Source organism: Serratia sp. X10 (assembly GCF_017811775.1).
GTDB classification, from domain to species: domain Bacteria; phylum Pseudomonadota; class Gammaproteobacteria; order Enterobacterales; family Enterobacteriaceae; genus Serratia; species Serratia ureilytica.
Genome location: NZ_JAEIOH010000002.1, coordinates 41,837 through 63,552, shown reverse-complemented (window position 1 = coordinate 63,552; position 21,716 = coordinate 41,837). Strand labels below are relative to the sequence as shown.

The following is a 21,716-nucleotide window of genomic DNA, read 5'->3' as shown; positions in this document are numbered from 1 at the left end:
GAATCGGCGCCGTTGGCGATAATTATCGCGCCCTGCCTAAATTTGCGGCGAACGATTGAAATCATTTTAAAAACCGTTGACTCACTTTGAACTATCCCTATAATGCGACTCCAACAAGACGGGGCGATTAGCTCAGTTGGTAGAGCATCTCCTTTACACGGAGGGGGTCGGCGGTTCGAGCCCGTCATCGCCCACCATCTTGTTGAGAAAAATGAGAACGAATGAGGGTGATTAGCTCAGTTGGTAGAGCATCTCCTTTACACGGAGGGGGTCGGCGGTTCGAGCCCGTCATCACCCACCATCATTCTCTCGTTTAGCAGTGCCTGGAAGTCCTGAAGTGGGTGATTAGCTCAGTTGGTAGAGCATCTCCTTTACACGGAGGGGGTCGGCGGTTCGAGCCCGTCATCACCCACCACTTCTGCGGGTCGTTAGCTCAGTTGGTAGAGCAGTTGACTTTTAATCAATTGGTCGCAGGTTCGAATCCTGCACGACCCACCAATTCAGAAAAAAGCGCCTTTTGGCGCTTTTTTCGTTTCTGTAACACCCAAACCTGACTTATCCTCTTGCCAACAGAGTTTACCGAGTTGTGCAGGATGAGACAAAAGCATTTATGCTTTTGAACAGCGCTTGCGCTGGCCCGAAGGGGCCGTCTATGAAATAGGCGGATAGCCGTAGAGGCTCGAGCATCGCGCAGCGATACGACAACGCGCAGCGTTGCCCGCAGGGTGAGGCCACAGGCCGAATCAATCCTGCACGACCCACCAATTCAGAAAAAAGCGCCTTTTGGCGCTTTTTTCGTTTCTGCCGTTCGCCTCCCTTTCTTCATTCGCCACGCGCTGAGATACGAATGGTTATCATTTTGACGGCTTGAATGGTAAATTAGCGGGCATAACACTACCCAGCAATCCGCACGCGGATTGATACGCCTTAGTTCAAGGAAAGAAAGAGCCCGCTCATGACCCTATCCTTACGTCAGCTGTTCATTTCAGTTATTGCCGCCGCGGCCTTGCTGCTCAGCGGTTGCGGCCCGGACGACAAGAGCGACGGGCAGAAACCGTCCGCCCCCGCTGCCGACAGCAGTTGGCCGCGCACCATCGATAGCGCCAAAGGGAAGTTCACGCTGGAAAAACCGCCGCAGCGCATCGTGTCTACCAGCGTCACCATCACCGGCACATTGCTGGCTATCGACGCCCCGGTGGTCGCCAGCGCCGCCACCAGTCCAAATCCCCTGGTGGCCGATCAACAAGGCTTCTTTACCCAGTGGAGCGAAGTGGCCAAACAGCGCCACGTCGAACGGCTGTATCAGGTGGAACCCAATGCCGAAGCCGTCGCCGCCGCCGCGCCGGATTTGATCGTCGTCGCCGCGACCGGCGGTGATTCGGCGCTGAAACTGTACGATCAGCTGTCCGCCATTGCGCCGACGCTGGTGCTCGATTACGGCGACAAAAGCTGGCAACAGCTGGCCAGCGAACTCGGTGAGATCACCGGTCACGAAGCCGGCGCCAAACAGGCGGAAGATCGTTTCGAACAGCGCGTGGAACAAGTGAAGCAGGCGATTACCCTGCCGCCGCAGCCGACCACGCCGCTGGTGTATGCCGACAACGGCCGCGAAGCCATGCTGTGGACGCCGGGCTCCGCCCAAGGCAAGCTGCTGACCCAGCTCGGCTTCCAGCTGGCTACCCCGCCGGAAAGCGCCAAAGGCAACGCCAGCATGGGGAAACGCCATGACATCATCCAGATCTCCGGCGAAAAAATGGCCGAAGGCCTGAACGGCAAAACCCTGATCCTGTTCGCCACCAATGAGCGCAAAGTGCAAGAGGTGCTGGCCAACCCGTTCCTCAAACATCTGGAACCAGTGGAACAGCGGCACGTCTACGCCGTCGGCAACGATACCTTCCGCCTCGATTACTACAGCGCCACCAACATGCTGAACCAAATCGAACGGCTGTTCAAAAAGCCCTGAATCACGCCGTCGGCAGGCCAGTCCCCTGCCGACGCTTTTCGCAAACGGGGCAACCATTCACATTCAATCAATTGAAATATCAATAGTTATTAACATCGTCCACGCGCCTTCGCCACCAACCGGCGGGTGCATGCGGGCGTAAACTCGTGTTACTATTGGCGCCCTTCACGAACGCAAATAACAATGAGAATAAAAATCATAAAGGAGTTACCGGTGTGAACGTACCCACTCCGACTGAGCGGACGCTTTCGTCCGCACCGCACGCAGCTTACGCCAGTGGCTTCAAACGCATCGCCGGGTTCGGTATCGGCTTGGCGTTGTTGTTGCTGTGCATCATTGCCAGCCTGATGCTGGGTTCCAAAGCCATCCCCTTCCATACCGTCTGGCTCAGCCTACAGGGCGCCGCGAGCGGCTCCGACAGCACCATCATTCTCAACGCCCGGGTGCCCCGTACGCTGGCGGGCATTTTGGCCGGCATGGCGCTCGGCGCCGCCGGCTCGCTGATTCAGGCATTGACGCGCAACCCGCTGGCCGATCCCGGCGTGCTCGGCATCAACGCCGGCGCCAGCTTCGCCGTGGTCATCGGCATCATGTTTTTCGGCGCCGCCACCACCGAAAGCTATATGGCCTACGCCTTTGTCGGCGCGGCCGTGACCACCCTGCTGGTCTACCTGATAGGCACGCTGGCGGGCGGGCGCATCAACCCGGTGCGGCTGACGCTGGCCGGCGTGGCGATCGGCGCGGTGCTGGTCGGCATCACCACCGGGCTGTCGCTGATCGATCCGCAAACCTTCGACCAACTGCGCTTCTGGCAGGCCGGCACGCTGGATATCCGCACGCTGGCCACCCTGCCGGTGACCGCCCCCGCCATTTTGCTCGGCTGCCTGCTGACGCTGCTCATCGCCCGGCCGCTGAATACCATCGGCATGGGGGAAGATCTGGCTATCGCGCTCGGCGCGCGCGTAGTGCTGACTCAGGCGATCGCAGTGATCGCCATTACGCTGCTGTGCGGCGCGGCGACCGCCACCGTCGGCCCGATCAGTTTCATCGGCCTGATGGTGCCGCATATCGCCCGCTGGTGGGTCGGCCCCGACCAACGCTGGATCCTGCCCTACTCCATGCTGCTGGCGCCGATTTTACTGCTGTGCGCCGACGTGGTCGGCCGCTTGCTGGCGGCCGGTGAACTGCGGGTTTCCATCGTGGCGGCCTTCATCGGCGCGCCGATGCTGATCTGGCTGGTGCGCCGCAAGAAAACGCTGGGGGGTCTGTGATGAGTCTGCCGCACACGCTGCATATCGGCCGCCCGGACGGCGTCATCAACGGGCGCCTGCCGCTGCGCCTGCTGCTGATCAACCTTTCACTGTTGGCGCTGTGTCTGGCGATGGCCGTCGCCGCCCTGTGCTACGGCACGCTGCAACTTTCGCTGGAGCAGGTTTTTGCCGCGCTGACCGGCGAGGCGCCGAAAAACCTGGTCACCGTGGTCACCCAATGGCGCTTGCCGCGCATCGCCATGGCGCTGCTGTTAGGCGCCGCGCTCGGCATGAGCGGCGCCATCTTCCAGTCGATTATCCGCAACCCGCTCGGCAGCCCGGACGTGATTGGCTTTAACATGGGGGCTTACACCGGCGCGCTGATCGCCATCACCCTGTTCAACGGCGGCTATTACTACATCGCCGGCGGCGCGCTGGCCGGCGGCATTCTCGCCGCGCTGGCCATCTACCTGCTGGCCTGGCGACAAGGCATCGCCGGCTTCCGGCTGATCATCGTCGGCATCGCCATCAGCGCGGTGCTGGTCTCCACCAATACCTGGCTGATCATCACCGCCTCGCTCGAGCGCGCCATGGACGCCGCCATGTGGCAGGCCGGCTCGCTCAACGGCATGACCTGGCAGAAAGCCCAGCCCGCCACGGCGTTCATCCTGCTGGCGGCCGCGGCCGCGCTGTTGATGGGCAAACGGCTGCAGCTGCTGGAAATGGGCGACGACACGGCGCGCGCGCTGGGCGTGAACGCCGAAGGCAGCCGGCTGTGGCTGATGCTGTTCGGCGTCACCCTCACCGCCGCCGTCACCGCCACCGCCGGGCCGATTTCCTTTATCGCGCTGGCGGCGCCGCAAATCGCCCGCCGCTTGGCCGGGCAATCCTCGGTCACCCTGACGTCCTCGGCGCTGATGGGCGCGGCGCTGCTGCTCGGCGCCGACGTGGTGTCCCAACATCTTTTCGCGCCGATCCAACTGCCGGTCGGGATCGTGACCGTCTGCATCGGCGGCCTGTACCTGATTTGGCTGCTCATCCGTGAGGCCCGCAGATAGATAATGAAGAGTGATAATGCCATGAGCCACCGCCTGCACGCCTCGCACCTGAAGCTGGGCTACGACAATAAAATCATCGCTGACGATCTGAGCGTGGCGATCCCCGACGGCGCCTTTACGGTGATCGTCGGGCCGAACGCCTGCGGCAAATCGACGCTGTTGCGCGCCCTGTGCCGCCTGCTGAAACCCAGCGCCGGCGAGGTGATGCTGGACGGCAAGAACATCAGCAGTTTCGCCACCAAGGCGCTGGCGCGCGAGCTTGGCCTGCTGCCGCAAACCTCGATCGCACCGGACAGCATCACCGTGGCGGACCTGGTGTCGCGCGGCCGCTATCCGCACCAGAGCCTGCTGAAACAGTGGACACAGGCCGACAAACAGGCGGTGGAAGCCGCCATGGCGGCCACCAACGTCAGCCAACTGGCGGATCGCAGCGTCGACGAGCTGTCCGGCGGGCAGCGTCAGCGCGTCTGGGTAGCGATGGCGTTGGCGCAGCAAACGCCGCTGCTGCTGCTGGATGAACCGACGACGTATCTGGACATCGCGCACCAGATCGAGCTGCTGGATCTGTTCCGCCAGCTCAACCGCGAGCGCGGTCAAACCTTGATCGCGGTGCTGCACGATCTCAACCACGCCTGCCGCTATGCCGATCACATCATCGCCATGCGCGATGGCAAGATCGTGGCGGAAGGGAAACCGGCGGAGATCATTACCGCCGAACTGGTGGAGCGGGTGTTCGGCATGCCGTGCATGATCATCGACGATCCGCTGTCCCACACGCCGCTGGTGATCCCGCGCGGCCGCTATCACTGCGACGCGCCGCAGGCATGAAAAAGGCCGGGTTAACCCGGCCTTGTCGTTACTTCTCCAGCGACACCTGTTTGAAAATGTGTTTGCCGAACGGGTCGATTTCGTAGCCTTTTACTGCCTTGCGCACCGGTTCGAAGATAGTCGAGTGCGCGATCATCAGCGCCGGCATCTGATCGTGCATCATCACCTGCGCCTGCTGATACATCGCCACCCGTTTGGCGTGATCGTTCTCTTCGCGCGCCTGCAGGATCAGCTGGTCGAACGGTTTATAGCACCATTTCGCCGAGTTGGAGCCGCCGAGCGAAGCGCAGGTGAACAGCGGGCCGAAGAAGTTGTCCGGATCGCCGTTGGCGGTGGTCCAGCCCATCAGCGCGGTCTGGTGTTCGCCGTTTTTAATCCGCTGTAAATACTCGCCCCACTCGAAGGTGACGATTTTGGCGCGCACGCCGATTTTGGCCCAGTCGGCCTGGATCATCTCCGCCATGCGCTTGGCGTTGGGGTTATAGGGCCGCTGCACCGGCATCGCCCACAGATCGATGTCGAAGCCCTGCCCCAGCCCGGCCTCCTGCAACAGCTGCTTCGCCCGCTCCGGTGAATACGGGTAGTCTTCAAGCTGCGCGTTGCTGCCCCATTGAGCCGGCGGCAGTAGGTTCTTGGCCGGCTGACCGGCGCCGTGGAACACCGCGTCGATGATCGCCGGCTTGTTGACCGCCAGCGCCAACGCCTGGCGCACCTTAACGTTATCCAACGGTTTCTTCTGGGTGTTGAACGCCAGGAAGCCGATATTCAAGCCGGATTTTTCCATCACCTGGATGTTGCCGTCCTGCCGCATGCGCGCCAGATCCGCCGGATTGGGGAACGGCATCACCTGGCATTCGTTCTTTTGCAGCTTGGCGTAACGCACCGCCGCATCCGGCGTGATCGAGAACACCAGCCGATCAAGCTTCGGCTTGCCTTCCCAGTAGCGGTCGAACGCCTTATAGAGGATTTTCGCGTCCTTCTGGTACTGCACCAGCTGGAACGGCCCGGTGCCGATCGGATCGTTGTCCACCCGCTGCGGCGTGCCGGCCTTCAGCATCGCGTCGGCATATTCCGCCGATAAAATGGTGGCGAAATACATGCCCAGATCGGCGACGAACGGCGCCTCGGCGCGGGAGAGCTCAAAGCGCACGGTGTGGTCATCCACCTTGACGATCCGGTCAATCAGCGTGCCGAACTCCATCGACTCGAAGTTGGTGTAGGCGCCATTGGAGACCTTGTGATACGGGTTGTTGGCGTCCTTCTGGCGCATAAACGAGAAGATGACGTCATCGGCGTTGAAATCGCGGGTGGGCGTAAAATATTTATTGCTCTGGAATGCCACGCCCTTGCGCAGATGGAAGGTATAGCGCTTGCCGTCTTCGCTCACCTCCCAGCTTTCCGCCAGGCTGGGTTGCAGCTCGACGGTGCCGGGTTTGAAATCCACCAGTCGGTTGTAGATCGCCGCCGAACTGGCGTCTACCGTGGTGCCGGAGGTGAACAGCTGCGGGTTGAAGCCTTCCGGCGAGCCTTCGGAACAGTAGACCAGCGTATTGGCCCGCGCGCCGCCGGCAATCGCCAACGCCAGCAGCCCGATCGTTATTGCTTTTCTTTTCATTGCGCTATCCCCAGTGGTGAAAAAACAGCCGAACGGATAGCAATAAATCATGCAGTTAGCGATGTAAAGGACAAATTCCGCACATAAAAACGGGCAGGCGCGCAAGCGGCCTGCCCCGGTGAAACGGCGCGAGGATGATGAAATTAAATCATCTGGCTGAAGTTCATCTGCGCCATCAGCTTATAGTTATCGGCGTAGTCGACCGGAATGGCCACCACCACCGGCCCCTGGATCTCCATCGCCTTGCGCAGCATCGGCCGCAGATCTTCCACCGACTGCACGGCGAAACCAACCGCGCCGCAGGATTCCGCGTAGGCCTTGAAGTCGATCGGCCCGAACTCCACGCCGGATTTGCGCTGGTATTTGTTCACTTCCTGCATTTCCACCATGTTGTAAGCGTTATCGACCCAGATCACGTGCACGATGTTGTTTTTCAGCCGCACCGCGGTCTCCAGCTCCATGCTCGACTGCATGAAGCCGCCGTCGCCGGAGATTGACACCACCTTGTCGCCGGGGCGCACCAGCGCCGCGCCGATGGCCCACGGCAGCGCTACCCCCATGGTTTGCTGTCCGTTGGAGATCAACAGCTGGCGAGCGCGGAAGCTGTAAAGATAGCGGGCGATCCAGATGTGGAAACTGCCCATGTCCACGCACAGCGTCACGTCGTCGCTGACGATGTCCTGCAGCTCCTTGACGATGCGCAACGGATGGATCGGCATGCCGCCGCGGCGCGCGGCGCGTTCCGCCAATTCGGCGCGCTGGCGGCCGAGATCGGTCAGGATCAGTTCCACCTCCGCCGGGACGCAGACCGCCTCATTGAACGCTTCGGTCATCATGTTCAGCGTGGCGCTGATGTTGCCCACCAGCTCGACGTCCGGCCGATAGCAGGTATCGATGTCCGCCGGCAGCACGTCGATATGCACCAGCTTCAGCCGCCCGTGGCTGTTCCACATGCAGGGATCGTATTCGATCGGATCGTAGCCGACGCTGACCACCAGATCGGCCTTTTGCAACAGCTGATCGGCCGGCTGGTTGTTGAACAGGCCGACGCGGCCGGCGAAACGGGCAAAGTGATTGACGTCAATCACCCCCGCCGCCTGATAGGTGCCGACCACCGGCATATGGGTGCGGTACAGCAGATGGCGCACCGCCTCGCTGTTCTCCGGCCGGCTGGCCTGCAAGCCCAGCAGCAGCACCGGGCATTTGGCCTGGCGGATCAGTTTCACCGCCGCCTGAATGTCGTCCGCCGCCGCGGCCCCCATGCGCGGCAAGCGGCATCCCGCCAGCACCGGCGCCGTGACCGGCTCATTGACGATATCCATCGGCAGGCTGACGAACGAGGCTCCCGGCCGGCCGAACTCGGCGCGGCGGAAGGCGTTGGCGATCACCTCGGAAATCGCCGAACCGGCATGCACTTCGGCGCAGTACTTGGTCACCGGCCGGAACATGCTGACGGTATCCATGCTCTGATGCGTCTGCTTCAGGCTGTCGGCGCGCTTCACCGCCCCGCCGAAGGCCACCACCGCGTCCCCCTCCGAGGTGGCGGTGGCTAGCCCGGTGATCAGGTTGGAGCTGCCCGGCCCGGAGGTGACCAGCGCCACCCCGGCCTTGCCGGTCAGGCGGCCGACCGCCGCCGCCATAAAGGCCGCGTTGGCCTCATGCCGCACCACTACCGTTTCGATCGACGGCGCATCTTCCAGCGAATCGAACACCCGGTCGATCTTGGCGCCCGGAATGCCGAAAACGTGTTTGACGCCCTGCGCTTCCAGGTTTTTCACCACCAAGTCGGCGCCGCATTGCCAGTCATTGCCTGTTTTTTCCTGTGCCATGGTTCCACCTCCTAAGAAAACGATCGCCGGGATTAGCCCTCGGCGGAACGAATCGCGCGATCCAAATCCTCTGGACAGAGGTTGGCGCGCAAGAAATCCGCATCATGCGGCAACTGAAGATTGAGACGGGTGATGACGCCGAACTGCAGGCGGCCATGATCGAGCTGGTAATCCAGCACGTGGCCGCCGCCGCTGCGGTCGTCGGTAACGAAGTGTTCGTGATAGCCGGCCACGCCGATGCCCTGCATGTAATCGGGCGAGCGGAAGCCGACCAGCGTGCCGCGCCGCTGATGGAACGAGAAGGTCGGCTGCTCTTCTATCGCTTCCAGCATTGGGCGGTAAGGTCGTTCCTGACGCGGCACGGTGCGGGTTTCGACATGGCTGAACTCACCGTCGACCCGCACCGCGCAGAACAGGTTCGGCGAGGCGACCTGTTCATCGATGCATTGGTGCAGTTGCGCCTTGGTGATCGGCCGATCGAATTGCTGGCTGACGCTGGGCTGGAAAAAGGTGACGACGGCGAAAGGGGTTTTCTGTTGCAAACCGGCCGGGCGAGCGCTGCCGTCGGCGCGCAGCTGGTGTATTTCCTGATCGAAGGCGATCAGTTCGCCATCCAGATGATTGAAGGTGCCGAGGCCGAAATCGCCGTGTTTCAGCAATTCGGCGATGGTGGTCTCCCCTTCATAAACCCCGTCGATGAGGGCGCTCATCAGCGAGATTTGATAGATTTCGCCCTCCCCGGCGTTGATCGACTGCCTGGCGAAACCCTGCGCCAAATGGCGCGCACAGGAACACCCGTGTTTTTCGTTCATGCTGACTCCTCCACCAGCGCGGAACTGCGGTTCCACGCGTTCAAAAGACCCGCCGACGGCGGGCCAAGATGCCCCTCAGGCGCGTTCATCAGTTGGAACGATTCAGCCTGAGGCGACAAAAAAACCGGCACGGCTGGCCGGCCGATATCCAGAAACAACAGGAAGATAAGTGAAAGTAAAGACTCACTAATCATTGAGGTTGAGTCGGATATCAAATTGAACGGTTAATCTGGTGTTGGAGCGACAATCAACGCCACAGGCGGCTCACGCAGCCTGGGAAAAACATCTGCTATTTGGTGCTAAACGCCGCAAGGTTTATGCGTTTTCTCTCTATGCGGCCGGGATGCGGCGGCGCTGAAGCCCGTCGTCAACCCGCAATCAGAGTAGCCGCAGCATCGCCAACAGAGAAGCGGGTATTCATAAGAAACGCTTTTGCATATAATGCAAAAATGAATGACGCCCGCTATGTAGAACATCTGCCAATCTTTCTCGACGTGGCCCGCCTGGGCAGCTTTTCCGCCGCCGCGCGCCAGCTGGGTATGGTGCCTTCTTCGCTGGTGCGCCATATCGATGCGCTGGAAAGCGCGCTCGGCGCGACGCTGTTCGTGCGCTCCACCCGCGGCCTGTTGCTGACCGACGCCGGCGAGCTGCTGCTGGCACGCGCCGCCGCGCTGATAACGGACATTACCGGCATTCGCGCCGAGCTGAACGCGCTGAACGAAACGCCGCAGGGCACGCTGCGCATCAGCTGCCTGCCGACCTTCGGCAAAACCTATGTGCTGCCGCTGCTGCCGACGCTGGCGGAACGTTACCCTCAGCTGTGGGTCGATCTCGATCTGACCGAACGCCAGACCGATCCGACCCAGGAACGGCTGGACGCCGCCATCCGTATCGGCGAGCAGAAGGACAGCGCGCTGTACGCCAGCCGCATCGCCACCCAACGCTGGGTGATGTGCGCCAGCCCCGGCTACGTCGCCCGCTATGGCCTGCCGAGCGATCTGGAGGCGCTGCCGCAGCACCGGCTGATCGCCCGCTACCACAAACAACAGCCGGCCTGCTGGGCGCAGATCCTCGACGCGGCGTTGATGAACCGCTGCACCATGGCGCTGCGTTGCGATGACTTCACCGCGCAGCGTCAGGCGGCGCTGCTCGGCCTCGGCATCGCCTTTCTGCCCAACTGGGTGGTGGGGCCGGACGTGCAGCATGGGCGGCTGGTGCAGATGCTGGAAGATCCGCGCCATGAACAGCAAGGCATCTATCTGCTGCGGCCGGTGGCGAAGGTATCCGCCCGCCTGGCGGCCTTCACCGCCCTGCTGCAGCAAACCATCGGTCAACCGCCCAACTGGGCGTAAAGCGGGGTGACGCGGCCGCGCAGCGCCGGGCTGTCGCTCTCGTCTTTCAGTTCGACGCCGGTCAGCCTTCGCCGGCACGCCTGTTCCAGCAGCCAGGCCAATTTGAACGCCGCTTGCGGATAATCCAGCCCCTCCGGCCGCACATTGGAGATGCAGTTGCGCTCTGAGTCCCCTCTGCGCGCGTTCGGCTCCCAGGTCAGATAAACGCCCAGGCTGTCCGGCGACGACAGCCCCGGCCGTTCGCCGATCAGCACCGCCACCGCCTGGGCCTGCAGGCACTCGCCGATCTCATCCCCCAGCGCCACTCGCGCCTGATGCGCCAACACCACCGGCGCGATCGCCAGCCCCAACGTATCGAGATAGGGCCGCAGCGCCTGCAGCAGCGGCAATGCCTGGCGGTGCACCGCCTTGGAGGAGAGGCCATCCGCCACCACCAGCAGCAGATCGGTCCGGCGCGGCGGCACGCCGAGCAGCAGGCGGCGGCTGTCCGTCGCCAATCGCCGCCCCAGATCCGGACGGCGCAGATAGGCGGCGCGGTCCACGGCCTGGCTGTGCACCGCCAGCGTGGGCCAACCGGCATCGTGCAGATCCGCCGCCAGCCGTTCGCTCTCGAATGGCTGATGCACCGCGTCGCGCGCCTGGGCATGGGCCAGGCCGAAGCGCAGCAGCTCGTCGGTCGGCAGACTGGCGCCGGTGCGCCCCAGCGCGATGCGCGCGTCGGTAAAGGCGCGCAGCGCGTCCCAACTGTTGACGTGAACCGGTTTGCTCATGTCCGTTCTCCCTGCAGCGCCAGCAACAGCGGGTGATTGGCGGCGGCGTCGCGCAGCCGTCCGCGCTCGTCGGTGATGTTCATCGCCGCCAGCCAGGCGGCGAATTCCGGCGCGTGCTTCAGCCCCAGCAGTTCACGGATATAGAGCGCGTCGTGGAACGAGGTGCTTTGGTAATTGAGCATGATGTCGTCCGCGCCCGGCACGCCGATCAGGAACGTCAGCCCGGCGGCGGCCAACAGCGTCAGCAGCGTGTCCATGTCGTCCTGATCGGCCTCGGCATGGTTGGTGTAACAGACATCGCAGCCCAGCGGCAGGCCGAGCAGCTTGCCGCAGAAGTGATCCTCCAGCCCGGCGCGGATAATTTGTTTGCCGTCATACAGGTATTCAGGGCCGATAAACCCCACCACGGTGTTGATCAGCAGCGGTGAGAAATGCCGCGCCACCGCATAGGCGCGCGCCTCGCAGGTCTGCTGATCGACGCCGTGATGCGCGTTAGCCGACAGGCAACTGCCCTGCCCGGTTTCGAAGTACATTACGTTATCGCCCAACGTGCCGCGCTTGAGGCTCAGCGCCGCCTGCTGCGCTTCCGCCAGCAGCGCCAGACTGATGCCGAAACCGCGATTGGCCGCTTCGGTACCGGCGATCGACTGAAACACCAGATCCACCGGCGCGCCGCGCTCCATCAGCCGCAGCGTGTTGGTCACGTGGGTCAGCACGCAGGATTGGGTGGGTATAGCGAAGCGCTGGATCACATCGTCCAGCATGTAGTTAAGTTTTTCCAGCAGCGGCAGGCTGTCGCTGGCCGGATTGATGCCGACCACCGCGTCGCCGCTGCCGTACAGCAAACCATCCAGCATGCTGGCGGCGATGCCTTGCAGGCTGTCGGTCGGGTGATTGGGCTGCAGCCGCACGCTGAGGTGGCCCGGCAGACCGATGGTATTGCGAAAGCGCGTCACCACCCGGCATTTCTTCGCCACCAGGATCAGATCCTGATTGCGCATGATCTTGCTTACCGCCGCCGCCATCTCCGGCGTAATGCCGGCGGCCACCTGCGCCAGCATGGCGCTGTCCGCCTGCTCGCTCAGCAACCAGTTGCGAAAATCGCCGATCGTGAGGTGCGAGATGGGCTCAAAGGCGGCGGCGTCGTGGCTATCGATGATCAGGCGCGTCACCTCGTCCTGCTCGTACGGCACCAGCGGCTGCTGCAGGAACGCCTTGAGCGGCACATCCGCCAGCGCGATGCGCGCCGCCATGCGCTCTTCGGCGCTTTCCGCCGCCACCTCCGCCAGATAATCGCCGGAACGCGCCGGCGAAGCTTTCGCCATCAGCTGGCGCAGGCCGCCGAAGCGATAGCCGCGTTGGCCCAACGTTGCCTGATACATAGCCCCCTCCCTTGCCCTGAGTGACGAGATAAAAGCCCTGCACCAAGTGTAGTCAGTGAAGCAAGAAAATTAATTTGCCTGCTATCGCCGCCATCGCGCATCCCCCCATTTCACCCGCCGCCGCTTCGGGTTACAGTAGCCGCGAAAACGGGAGGGGTGATGGATCCGCAACGACAAATTATCGACTGGCTGCAACAAGATAGCGCACGCATGGCCGCCCTGCGCACCGTGCGCCGGCTCGGCCTGAATGACTGGTGCCTCGGCGCCGGCTTTGTGCGCAACCTGGTGTGGGATCGGCGCCACGGCTATGTGGAGCCCACGCCGCTCAACGATATCGACGTGATCCACTTCGATGCGGAGCGGGCGGACACCGAACGCGATCGCATGCTGGAGGCGCGGCTGCAGCAGTGGCTGCCGCAGCCGTGGTCGGTCAAGAACCAGGCGCGCATGCACCTGCGCAGCGGCCGCGCGCCCTACCGCAACAGCGAAGAAGCCATCAGCTTCTGGACCGAAGTGGAAACGGCGATCGGCGCGCGCCTGAACGCCGACGACAGCATCACGCTGGTCGCCCCTTTCGGGCTCGCGGCGCTGTTCAACGACACCATTACCTTCAACGTGAAAAATGGCGATCGCACGGCCTATGCCCAGCGGGTGCTCGACAAAGGCTGGCTGCTGCGCTGGCCGCGTCTGCAGCAGGTAAAGATTTAGCCGCCGCTGCCGATACCCTGAACAGCGAGATCCAGACTCAGGGAGAGCAACCATGTCGACCACCATCACCATGATAGTACCGATCAAGAATACCGTCCCCGGCGTCAGCAACGTGTTCAGCGCGCCAGGCCATCAGGGCGAATTGCTGATGGCCAAACCGGTCAACAACCAGCCGCAAGGCGGCAAGATGGAGAAAAACGAACGCGCCAACGGCAATGACGAACCGGTCAACCTCAATGAAAGCCGCGCTTCGGCGCGCATCAAGGCGCTGAACCGGCAGATTCAGGCGCTGCAGCAAAAGCTGGTGGAACTGAAGGATTCCGACGCCGATCCCAAAGAGATCGAAAAGCAGAAACAGCTGATCGAAGCGCAGATCAAGATGTTGCAGGCCGAGATCGCACGCATCCAGAAAGAAGAAATGGAAAAGCAGCAGCAGGAGCAAATGGAAAAAGCCGCGGCGAAATCCGGCGACGGCGTAAACCGCCCAACGCCGCTCAACGCCGTGGACGTCTATATCTGAGTCAATATGCCGCGTTTTCCCGCCGGCGCTGTTGCAGCAGCGCCGCCTGCTGACGCGCCACCTGCCAGATGGCCTCCGCCGCCGGCGTCAGTGAGCGGTTCTTGCGCCGCACCAGCATCAGCGCGCGGTTAATTTCCGGCACCAGCCGCCGCACCCGGAGCCGACCCCCTTCCGGCAACGGCAGCGCCAACGCCGGGAAAATGCTGATGCCAATCCCCTCCGCCACCATCGGGAACAACGTGGCCGGATGGCCGATTTCCTGCACCACCTGCGCCTCCACGCCCTGCTGTCTCAGCGCACTGTCGATCAGCGGCCGGCTGCCCGACGCATAGTCCTGCAACACCAGGCGGCAGCCGTTTAGCGCCGACCAACGCACCTCTTGCTGCTCAGCAAACGGGTGATCGTCGCGGCACAGCAGCAGAAACGGTTCATGCAGCACCGCTTCGCACTCCAGATCCACCGCCTGTACCGGATCGACCACGATGCCGAAATCCACCTCGGCGTTGCGCACGCTGTGCAGCACCTGCTGCTGCGCCTGATCGCGCAGCATGATGCGGATCTCCGGGTATTCACGCTCGCCGGCGGCGATGCACTGCGGCATCAGATGGGCGGAAATGGTTTGGCTCGTCGCCACCCGCACCGTGCCGCTGCGCTGTACGCCAAAGCTGCGCGCATCCAGCAAAGCGGCCTGCAGTTCGTCCAGCAGCCGCTCGACCCGGTTGGCCAACCGCAGACCGGCGTCGGTCAACACCACTTCACGCGTGGTGCGATCCAGCAGCCGCACGCCGACCTCCGCTTCCAGCTCTTTCACGCTGTGGCTGACCGCCGATTGCGTCAGGCCGATCGCCTCACCGGCGCGGCTGAAGCTGCCGTGGCGGGCGATGGCGACGAACACCCGCAGCTGTTTGAGTGAATAATTCATGTGTTTTATTCATATATGAATTAAATAAATCAATTTAATTATTATATATCCGCGCGGGAGAATAGCCCCATCGATTTTCTACCCTGAGCGCACCGCCATGAGATTTCTGCCCGATCGTTTTACCCTGACGCTGATCGCTACCGTGCTGCTGGCGTCGTTCCTGCCGGCGCGCGGCGAGTTCGTCGGCTGGCTCAACGCCCTGACCATCGCCGCCATCGCCCTGCTGTTCTTCATGCACGGCGCCAAGCTGTCGCGCGAGGCCATCCTGGCCGGCAGCAACAACTGGCGGCTGCATCTGTGGGTGATGTGCAGCACCTTCATCATTTTTCCGGCGCTGGGCGTGCTGTTTGCCTGGTGGGCGCCGATCGACGTCAGCCCCGAGCTGTACGCCGGTTTCATCTACCTGTGCATCCTGCCGGCCACCGTGCAATCGGCCATCGCCTTCACCTCGCTGGCGGGCGGCAACGTCGCGGCGGCGGTATGCAGCGCTTCCGCCTCCAGCCTGCTCGGGATCTTCGTGTCGCCGCTGCTGGTCGGCCTGCTGATGAACGTGCACGGCGATACCGGCGGCCTGCGGCAGGTCGGTTCGATCGTGCTGCAGCTGCTGGTGCCGTTCGTCGCCGGTCACCTGCTGCGGCCGCTGATCGGCGGCTGGATCGAACGCCATCGGCCGCTTATCGGTAAAACCGATCAGACCTCGATTCTGCTGGTGGTGTACGCCGCCTTCAGCGAGGCGGTGACGCACGGCATCTGGCATCAGGTAGGGATGGGCTCACTGGCGTTTATCGTCGGCGGCAGCATCGTGCTGCTGGCGATCGTGCTGGTGGTAAACACTTACATGGCGCGCTGGCTGGGGTTCAGCAAAGCGGACGAGATCACCATCGTATTCTGCGGTTCGAAGAAGAGCCTGGCGAACGGCATTCCGATGGCCAATATCCTGTTCCCGGCGGCGACGGTGGGGATCATGGTGCTGCCGCTGATGGTGTTCCATCAGGTGCAGCTGATGACCTGTGCGGTATTGGCGAAAAGGTATCAGCGCAAGCAGCAGGCGCAACAGGCGGTGCCCAACGCGCAGGCGACGCGCGGGTAAAAAAAGACGGGCCAAGGCCCGTCAGTTCAGTTTTTCTTCAGCGGCTTGACCAGGTGGTCAAGCCCTTCGATTTTAATCGCCAGCGTCATCTCCATCAGCATGCCGAGCTTGCCTTTGGGGAATTCGCCCTTGCGCGCGAACCACAGCAGGTACTCTTCGGGCAGATCGATCAGCACCCGCCCCTGGTACTTGCCGAACGGCATCACGGTATTGGCGATCTCCAGCAGGTTTTCTTTTTCCATCACTCACCCAGCAAGCGGATCATCTCCGCTTCGTCGATCACGGCGATACCCAGCTCCTGCGCCTTCGCCAGCTTGGAGCCCGCCGCCTCGCCGGCGATCACCAGATCGGTTTTCTTCGACACGCTGCCGCTGACCTTGGCGCCCAGCGCCGTCAGGCGATCTTTGGCCTCGTCGCGCGACAGCTGGCTCAGCGAGCCGGTCAGCACCACGGTTTTGCCGGCGAACGGGCTGTCTATCTCTTCCGCCACCACCACCACCGGCGCCGGCCAGTGGATGCCGATCTCGGCGCCCACCAACTCGTTGATCACCTGCTGATTGAGCGCTTCATCGAGGAAGTTGCGCGTGTGTTTGGCCACCACTTCGCCGACGTCCGGCACCTCTTTCAGCGCCTCGATGTCGGCGGCGAACAGCTTCTCGAGCGATCCGAAATGCGCCGCCAGGTTGGCGGCGGTCGCTTCGCCGACCTCGCGAATGCCGAGCGCATACAGGAAGCGAGCGAAGGTGGTCTGCTTGGATTTCTCCAGCGCGTTGACCAGATTCTGCGCCGATTTCGGCCCCATACGATCCAGGCCGGTCAGAATGCCGGCGGACAGCCGGAACAGATCGGCCGGGTTCTTCACGTACTCCTTGTCCACCAGCTGCTCGATGATCTTGTCGCCCATGCCTTCAACGTCCAGTGCGCGGCGGGAAACGAAATGCTTCAACGCCTCTTTGCGCTGCGCGCCGCAGATAAGACCGCCGGTGCAGCGCGCCACGGCCTCGCCTTCCACGCGCTCAACGTCGGAACCGCACACCGGGCAGTGCAGCGGGAACACCACTTCGCGCGCATCCTGCGGCCGACGGTCTTCCAGCACGCCCACCACCTGCGGGATCACGTCGCCGGCGCGGCGCACGATCACCGTATCGCCGATGCGCAGCCCCAACCGCTCAATTTCATCGGCGTTGTGCAAGGTGGCGTTGCTGACGGTCACCCCGGCCACCAGCACCGGCTCAAGGCGCGCCACCGGCGTAATCGCGCCGGTGCGGCCAACCTGAAACTCCACTTCGCGCACCACGGTGATCTGCTCCTGCGCTGGGAATTTGAACGCCGTCGCCCAGCGCGGCGCACGCGCCACGAAGCCCAGCGTTTCCTGCAGATCGATGTCGTCAATCTTGATCACCACGCCGTCAATATCGAAACCGAGCTGTGCGCGGTCCCGCTCGACCTGGCGATAGAACGCCAGCACTTCCTCGCTGCCGGTACGGCGCTGGGCGCGATCGCTGACCGGCAGGCCCCAGGCCTTGAACTGCATCAGGCGTTCAAAGTGGCTGCGCGGCAGCTCGCCGCCTTCCAGCAGGCCAACGCCATAGCAGAAGAAGGTCAGCGGGCGTTTAGCGGTAATGCGCGGATCGAGCTGGCGCAGCGAGCCGGCGGCGGCGTTGCGCGGGTTGGCGAACACCTTGCCGTCTTTGCGCCGCGCCTCTTCGTTCATCTGTTCAAACCCGGCCTGCGGCATGAACACTTCGCCGCGCACTTCCAGCCGGCGCGGGATGTTGTCGCCGGTCAGGCGCAGCGGGATGGCGCGAATGGTGCGCACGTTGGAGGTGATGTTCTCGCCGGTGGTGCCGTCGCCGCGCGTCGCCGCACGCACCAGCTCGCCGTCTTCATACAGCAGGCTGACCGCCAGGCCGTCCAGCTTCAGCTCGCAGCAGAAGGTCAGCGGATCGCTGCTCTTGAGCCTGTCCTGCACGCGCTTGTAAAACGCCAGGAAGCTCTCTTCGTCGAACACGTTGTCCAGCGACAGCATCGGCACTTCGTGACGCACCTGGTCAAACGCCGCCAGCGGCGCCGCGCCCACGCGCTGGGTCGGCGAATCGGCGGTGATCAGCTCCGGATGCGCGCTCTCGAGCTCGCGCAGCTCGCGCATCAGGCGGTCATATTCCGCATCCGGCACTTCGGGCGCATCCAGCACATGATACTGGTATTCATGATGGCGCAATGTGGCTCGTAGTTGATTGATTTGTTGGATTATCGATTCCATGGCTCACCATCAAAGATAAAAAACCCCCGGCTAGCGGGGGCTTTGTTGTTACGGATGTTCAGTGCGCGCGGCAACCCGGTCAGGCGTTGTTTTCCAACACTTCACGGATGCGCGCTTTGTAGGTTTCCAGCTTCTGCGGCGTCATCATGCGGCGCTCGTCGTCCAGCACCACACCGCCCACGTCGTCGGCGATGCGCTGCGCCGACTGCAGCATCAGCTTGAAGTTCTGATTGGCGTCGCCGTAAGACGGCACCATCATGAACATCGACACGCCCGGCGTGGAGAAATCGGACATCATGTCAGGATCGAACGACCCCGGCTTGACCATGTTCGCCAGGCTGAACAGCACCGGGCCGCTGCCGGCCGGGCTGATATGGCGGTGGAAGATGCCCATCTCGCCAAACTGGAAGCCCGCCTGCAACACGCTCTGCAGCAGCACTTCGCCGCCGATCACGCCGCCCTGGTGGGCCGCGACGTGCAGCACCAGCACGGTCTCTTTGAGTTTAGCCTGTACTGGCGCAGCGGCCGGCTGTTGCGGCTGCGGCGCAGGTTCCGACACAGGCTTCACTTCCGGCGCTTGCTGCACCGGGGCGGGTTCGGCGTGGAATGCCGGTTCCGCCGCCAGCGGCGCCTCATGTTCATGCGGCAGATCGTCAACGCGCGGCTCGCGGCGCGCGGCCGGTTGCGGTTGCTGCGGCTCGGCCGGTTCTTCGTCCGGCGCGTAGTTGTTCAGCAGGATGTCATCGTACTCCGGCCGCTGAGACAGCGGAGGCGGCGTCTGATGAGCAGCCGGCTGAACGGCGCGGGGCACAGGCGCAGCCGCCGGAGCGGGCTTCGGCGCGGCCACGGGTTCTTCGCGTGCGGCATCGAAATGGCCGAATGACGGCTCGTCTTGCGGGTGAGCGGCGCGTACGCGCACCTCACCGACGCCTTCTTCGAGATCGTCGATCGGAGTTTGTTCACGTTCCTTTTGGGAACGTTTGGCTGGGCGATCACGGAAGAGCGCTGACCGTTCTTTGCGACTGGTCCACAGACCGTGCAATAACAGCGCTATTATGGCGATCGCGCCAACAACGATTAATATCAGACGCAAATCCTGCATCATTGCTATCTCTGTTGTTCCAATACATTGCCACCGCGGCAAACATTCACTCTTTAACTCTATTTGCCCGCGCACACAAGTGCAAGTCCGTGCTGAACTTTATGCCAATAAAGATGATTATACTGCCTTTTTCTGCTGGTTTTTCAGCCAACCCTACCCTAGCCAGTGGAAAATCATCCCTATATGATAATGATGCCTGTTCAGACAACGAGATAACTTAAGATATGTCCTATACGCAGCCCCCTTCCCGTTCCACCAGCGGCATTCATTATTTTGCCGAAGGCTGGCGCCTGATTTCGCGCCCGGGGATTAAACGCTATGTGGTCCTGCCGTTGCTGGTCAACGTGCTGCTGATGGGCTCCGCTTTCTGGTGGCTGTTCAGCCGCCTCGGCGACTGGATCCCGGCGATGATGAGCCACGTGCCCGACTGGCTGCAATGGTTGAGCTACCTGCTGTGGCCGCTGGCGGTCATTTCGGTGCTGCTGGTGTTCAGCTATCTGTTCAGCACCCTCACCAATCTTATTGCCGCCCCGTTCTGCGGCCTGCTGGCCGAACAGCTCGAAGGCAGCCTGACCGGCAAACCGCTGCCGGACACCGGCCTGCTCGGCATCGCCAAAGACCTGCCGCGCATCATGGCGCGCGAATGGCGCAAGCTGATGTATTACCTGCCGCGCGCGCTGCTGCTGCTGGCGCTGTACTTCATGCCCGGCATCGGCCAGACGGTGGCGCCGGTGCTGTGGTTCCTGTTCAGCGCCTGGATGCTGGCGATCCAGTATTGCGACTATCCGTTCGACAACCACAAGGTGAGCTTTGCCGATATGCGCCGCGCATTGCGCCAGCACAAAACCGACAATCTGCAGTTCGGCGCGCTGGTCAGCCTGTTCACCATGATCCCCATCCTCAACCTGGTGATCCTGCCGGTCGCCGTCTGCGGCGCCACCGCGATGTGGGTCGATCGTTATCGCTCGCAATTCGTCCGATAATCGCCGTTTTTTACCGCCGGCAGCGCGGGAATTTTCGACAGGGCGCGCATTTCGCGCCCTTATCATTGTGCTTAAAACTTATTTCCTAATAACATATAGATATACCAATTCTTTACTTCCCTGCCGGTACTGTTAGCGTATGCTTTCGATGTTCCCCACATTTTCATAGAGTTAAAGGACGGGCTATGAGCAAGATATATGAAGACAACTCATTAACAATCGGCCATACGCCGCTGGTTCGTCTGAACCGTATCGGCAACGGACGCATTCTGGCCAAGGTTGAATCACGCAACCCGAGCTTCAGCGTCAAATGCCGCATCGGTGCCAATATGATTTGGGATGCGGAACAACGCGGCGTGCTGACCGCCGGCAAGGAACTGGTGGAGCCGACCAGCGGCAACACCGGCATCGCGCTGGCCTTCGTGGCCGCCGCGCGCGGCTACAAGCTGACGCTGACCATGCCGGAAACCATGAGCATCGAGCGCCGCAAGCTGCTCAAGGCGCTGGGCGCCAATCTGGTGCTGACCGAAGGGGCGAAAGGCATGAAAGGCGCCATCGCCAAAGCGGAAGAGATCGTCGCTACCGATCCGAACCGCTACCTGATCCTGCAGCAGTTCAGCAACCCGGCCAACCCGGCCATCCATGAAAAAACCACCGGTCCGGAAATCTGGGAAGACACTGACGGGGAAGTCGACGTGTTCATCTCCGGTGTCGGCACCGGCGGCACGCTGACCGGCGTCAGCCGCTACATCAAGAACACCAAAGGCAAAGCCATCACCACCGTGGCGGTCGAGCCGACCGACTCGCCGGTCATCAGCCAGGCGCTGGCCGGTGAAGAGCTGAAGCCGGGCCCGCATAAAATTCAGGGCATCGGCGCCGGCTTCATTCCAGGCAACCTCGATCTGGACCTGGTGGATCGCGTCGAAAAAATCTCCAACGACGAAGCCATCAGCATGGCGCGCCGTCTGATGGACGAAGAGGGCATCCTGGCGGGCATCTCCTCCGGCGCAGCGGTCGCGGCGGCGGTAAAACTGGCCGAAGAACCGGCGTTCGCCGACAAGACCATTGTGGTTATCCTGCCCTCTTCCGGCGAACGTTATCTCAGCACCGCGCTGTTTGCCGATCTGTTCACCGAGCAGGAATTGCAGCAGTAATTCCGGCACTGCACAAATCGCTAAAAAAGCACCCCACGGGGTGCTTTTTTGTGGACTGGATCAAACTTTATAGCAGTCCAAGATTGCTTTTGCCCTTCGCCTTTAGTATTTAACG

At 62.3% G+C, this 21,716-nt stretch carries 19 protein-coding genes and 4 tRNA genes; 14 read left to right on the top strand and 9 right to left on the bottom strand.

Going from position 1 to position 21,716, the window contains the following annotated elements; translation table 11 throughout:
* Positions 1-121: 121 nt before the first annotated feature.
* From J9788_RS05765 to J9788_RS05730, 8 genes are all read left to right on the top strand, one after another.
* Positions 122-197: transfer RNA gene (locus J9788_RS05765), tRNA-Val, on the top strand.
* 28 nt (positions 198-225) lie between these two features.
* Positions 226-301: transfer RNA gene (locus tag J9788_RS05760), tRNA-Val, on the top strand.
* 38 nt (positions 302-339) lie between these two features.
* A tRNA-Val gene (locus tag J9788_RS05755) sits at positions 340-415 on the top strand.
* A 7-nt stretch (positions 416-422) separates the two neighbouring features.
* Positions 423-498: transfer RNA gene (locus J9788_RS05750), tRNA-Lys, on the top strand.
* A gap of 457 nt (positions 499-955) precedes the next feature.
* A complete protein-coding gene (gene fepB, locus J9788_RS05745; protein WP_046896262.1) occupies positions 956-1,963 on the top strand; it encodes a Fe2+-enterobactin ABC transporter substrate-binding protein in 1,008 nt (335 codons plus the stop codon).
* 215 nt (positions 1,964-2,178) lie between these two features.
* The gene (gene fepD / locus J9788_RS05740; RefSeq protein ID WP_182265493.1) at positions 2,179-3,234 is read left to right on the top strand and encodes a Fe(3+)-siderophore ABC transporter permease; all 1,056 of its coding nucleotides are present in this window, start codon (positions 2,179-2,181) and stop codon (positions 3,232-3,234) included.
* Positions 3,234-4,271, top strand: coding sequence for an iron-enterobactin ABC transporter permease (gene fepG / locus J9788_RS05735; protein ID WP_046896260.1), 1,038 nt, complete (start codon positions 3,234-3,236; stop codon positions 4,269-4,271). Before fepD ends, fepG begins: the two co-directional genes overlap by 1 nt.
* 21 nt (positions 4,272-4,292) lie before the next feature.
* Complete coding sequence (locus J9788_RS05730) at positions 4,293-5,099, top strand: ABC transporter ATP-binding protein (protein WP_004936408.1); 807 nt, start codon at positions 4,293-4,295, stop codon at positions 5,097-5,099.
* 28 nt (positions 5,100-5,127) lie between these two features.
* Here J9788_RS05730 and J9788_RS05725 read toward each other — a convergent pair whose 3' ends face one another.
* The 3 genes from J9788_RS05725 to budA all read right to left on the bottom strand — a co-directional run bounded on the left by J9788_RS05725 (position 5,128) and on the right by budA (position 9,355).
* Positions 5,128-6,714, bottom strand: coding sequence for an ABC transporter substrate-binding protein (locus tag J9788_RS05725; protein ID WP_046896259.1), 1,587 nt, complete (start codon positions 6,712-6,714; stop codon positions 5,128-5,130).
* 143 nt (positions 6,715-6,857) lie between these two features.
* The gene (alsS, locus tag J9788_RS05720; RefSeq protein ID WP_033643950.1) at positions 6,858-8,543 is read right to left on the bottom strand and encodes an acetolactate synthase AlsS; all 1,686 of its coding nucleotides are present in this window, start codon (positions 8,541-8,543) and stop codon (positions 6,858-6,860) included.
* A gap of 32 nt (positions 8,544-8,575) precedes the next feature.
* The gene (gene budA, locus J9788_RS05715) at positions 8,576-9,355 is read right to left on the bottom strand and encodes an acetolactate decarboxylase (RefSeq protein ID WP_033643951.1); all 780 of its coding nucleotides are present in this window, start codon (positions 9,353-9,355) and stop codon (positions 8,576-8,578) included.
* Positions 9,356-9,804: 449 nt separating this feature from the next.
* Between budA and J9788_RS05710 the strand changes: the two genes are divergently transcribed.
* The gene (locus J9788_RS05710; RefSeq protein WP_046896258.1) at positions 9,805-10,707 is read left to right on the top strand and encodes a LysR family transcriptional regulator; all 903 of its coding nucleotides are present in this window, start codon (positions 9,805-9,807) and stop codon (positions 10,705-10,707) included.
* On the opposite strand, the gene eutC is transcribed toward J9788_RS05710, so the two are convergent.
* Positions 10,686-11,477, bottom strand: a complete 792-nt coding sequence (gene eutC / locus J9788_RS05705) for an ethanolamine ammonia-lyase subunit EutC (protein ID WP_182265494.1) — start codon at positions 11,475-11,477, stop codon at positions 10,686-10,688. The two genes, J9788_RS05710 and eutC, sit on opposite strands and share 22 nt — an antisense overlap.
* Complete coding sequence (locus J9788_RS05700; protein WP_046896256.1) at positions 11,474-12,859, bottom strand: ethanolamine ammonia-lyase subunit EutB; 1,386 nt, start codon at positions 12,857-12,859, stop codon at positions 11,474-11,476. Before J9788_RS05700 ends, eutC begins: the two co-directional genes overlap by 4 nt.
* 159 nt (positions 12,860-13,018) lie before the next feature.
* On the opposite strand from J9788_RS05700, the gene J9788_RS05695 reads away from it, so the two are divergent.
* Positions 13,019-13,567 carry a nucleotidyltransferase family protein gene (locus tag J9788_RS05695; RefSeq protein ID WP_182265495.1) on the top strand — a complete coding sequence of 183 codons (549 nt, stop codon included), beginning with the start codon at positions 13,019-13,021 and terminating at the stop codon, positions 13,565-13,567.
* A gap of 52 nt (positions 13,568-13,619) precedes the next feature.
* Positions 13,620-14,087 (top strand): FlxA-like family protein, encoded by a 468-nt coding sequence (locus tag J9788_RS05690; RefSeq protein WP_021505617.1) that lies wholly within the window; start codon positions 13,620-13,622, stop codon positions 14,085-14,087.
* Between the two features lies 1 nt (position 14,088).
* Here the strand turns inward: J9788_RS05690 and J9788_RS05685 are convergent, their stop codons facing one another.
* Positions 14,089-15,009, bottom strand: coding sequence for a LysR family transcriptional regulator (locus J9788_RS05685; protein ID WP_046896254.1), 921 nt, complete (start codon positions 15,007-15,009; stop codon positions 14,089-14,091).
* Between the two features lie 97 nt (positions 15,010-15,106).
* Here J9788_RS05685 and J9788_RS05680 point away from each other — a divergent pair, with 97 nt between their 5' ends.
* Positions 15,107-16,099: a bile acid:sodium symporter family protein gene (locus J9788_RS05680; protein WP_033652554.1), complete on the top strand. Its 993-nt coding sequence runs from the start codon at positions 15,107-15,109 to the stop codon at positions 16,097-16,099.
* 26 nt (positions 16,100-16,125) lie between these two features.
* On the opposite strand, the gene J9788_RS05675 is transcribed toward J9788_RS05680, so the two are convergent.
* The 3 genes from J9788_RS05675 to zipA all read right to left on the bottom strand — a co-directional run bounded on the left by J9788_RS05675 (position 16,126) and on the right by zipA (position 19,467).
* On the bottom strand, positions 16,126-16,341 hold the full coding sequence (locus J9788_RS05675; protein WP_033654988.1) for a DUF3820 family protein: 216 nt from the start codon (positions 16,339-16,341) through the stop codon (positions 16,126-16,128).
* Positions 16,341-18,362, bottom strand: coding sequence for an NAD-dependent DNA ligase LigA (gene ligA, locus J9788_RS05670; RefSeq protein WP_069100649.1), 2,022 nt, complete (start codon positions 18,360-18,362; stop codon positions 16,341-16,343). Before ligA ends, J9788_RS05675 begins: the two co-directional genes overlap by 1 nt.
* A gap of 79 nt (positions 18,363-18,441) precedes the next feature.
* On the bottom strand, positions 18,442-19,467 hold the full coding sequence (gene zipA / locus J9788_RS05665) for a cell division protein ZipA (protein ID WP_046896252.1): 1,026 nt from the start codon (positions 19,465-19,467) through the stop codon (positions 18,442-18,444).
* 221 nt (positions 19,468-19,688) lie between these two features.
* On the opposite strand from zipA, the gene cysZ reads away from it, so the two are divergent.
* Positions 19,689-20,447 (top strand): sulfate transporter CysZ, encoded by a 759-nt coding sequence (cysZ, locus tag J9788_RS05660; RefSeq protein WP_182265496.1) that lies wholly within the window; start codon positions 19,689-19,691, stop codon positions 20,445-20,447.
* 185 nt (positions 20,448-20,632) lie between these two features.
* A complete protein-coding gene (gene cysK, locus J9788_RS05655; protein WP_016926786.1) occupies positions 20,633-21,601 on the top strand; it encodes a cysteine synthase A in 969 nt (322 codons plus the stop codon).
* The last annotated feature ends 115 nt before the right edge of the window (positions 21,602-21,716 follow it).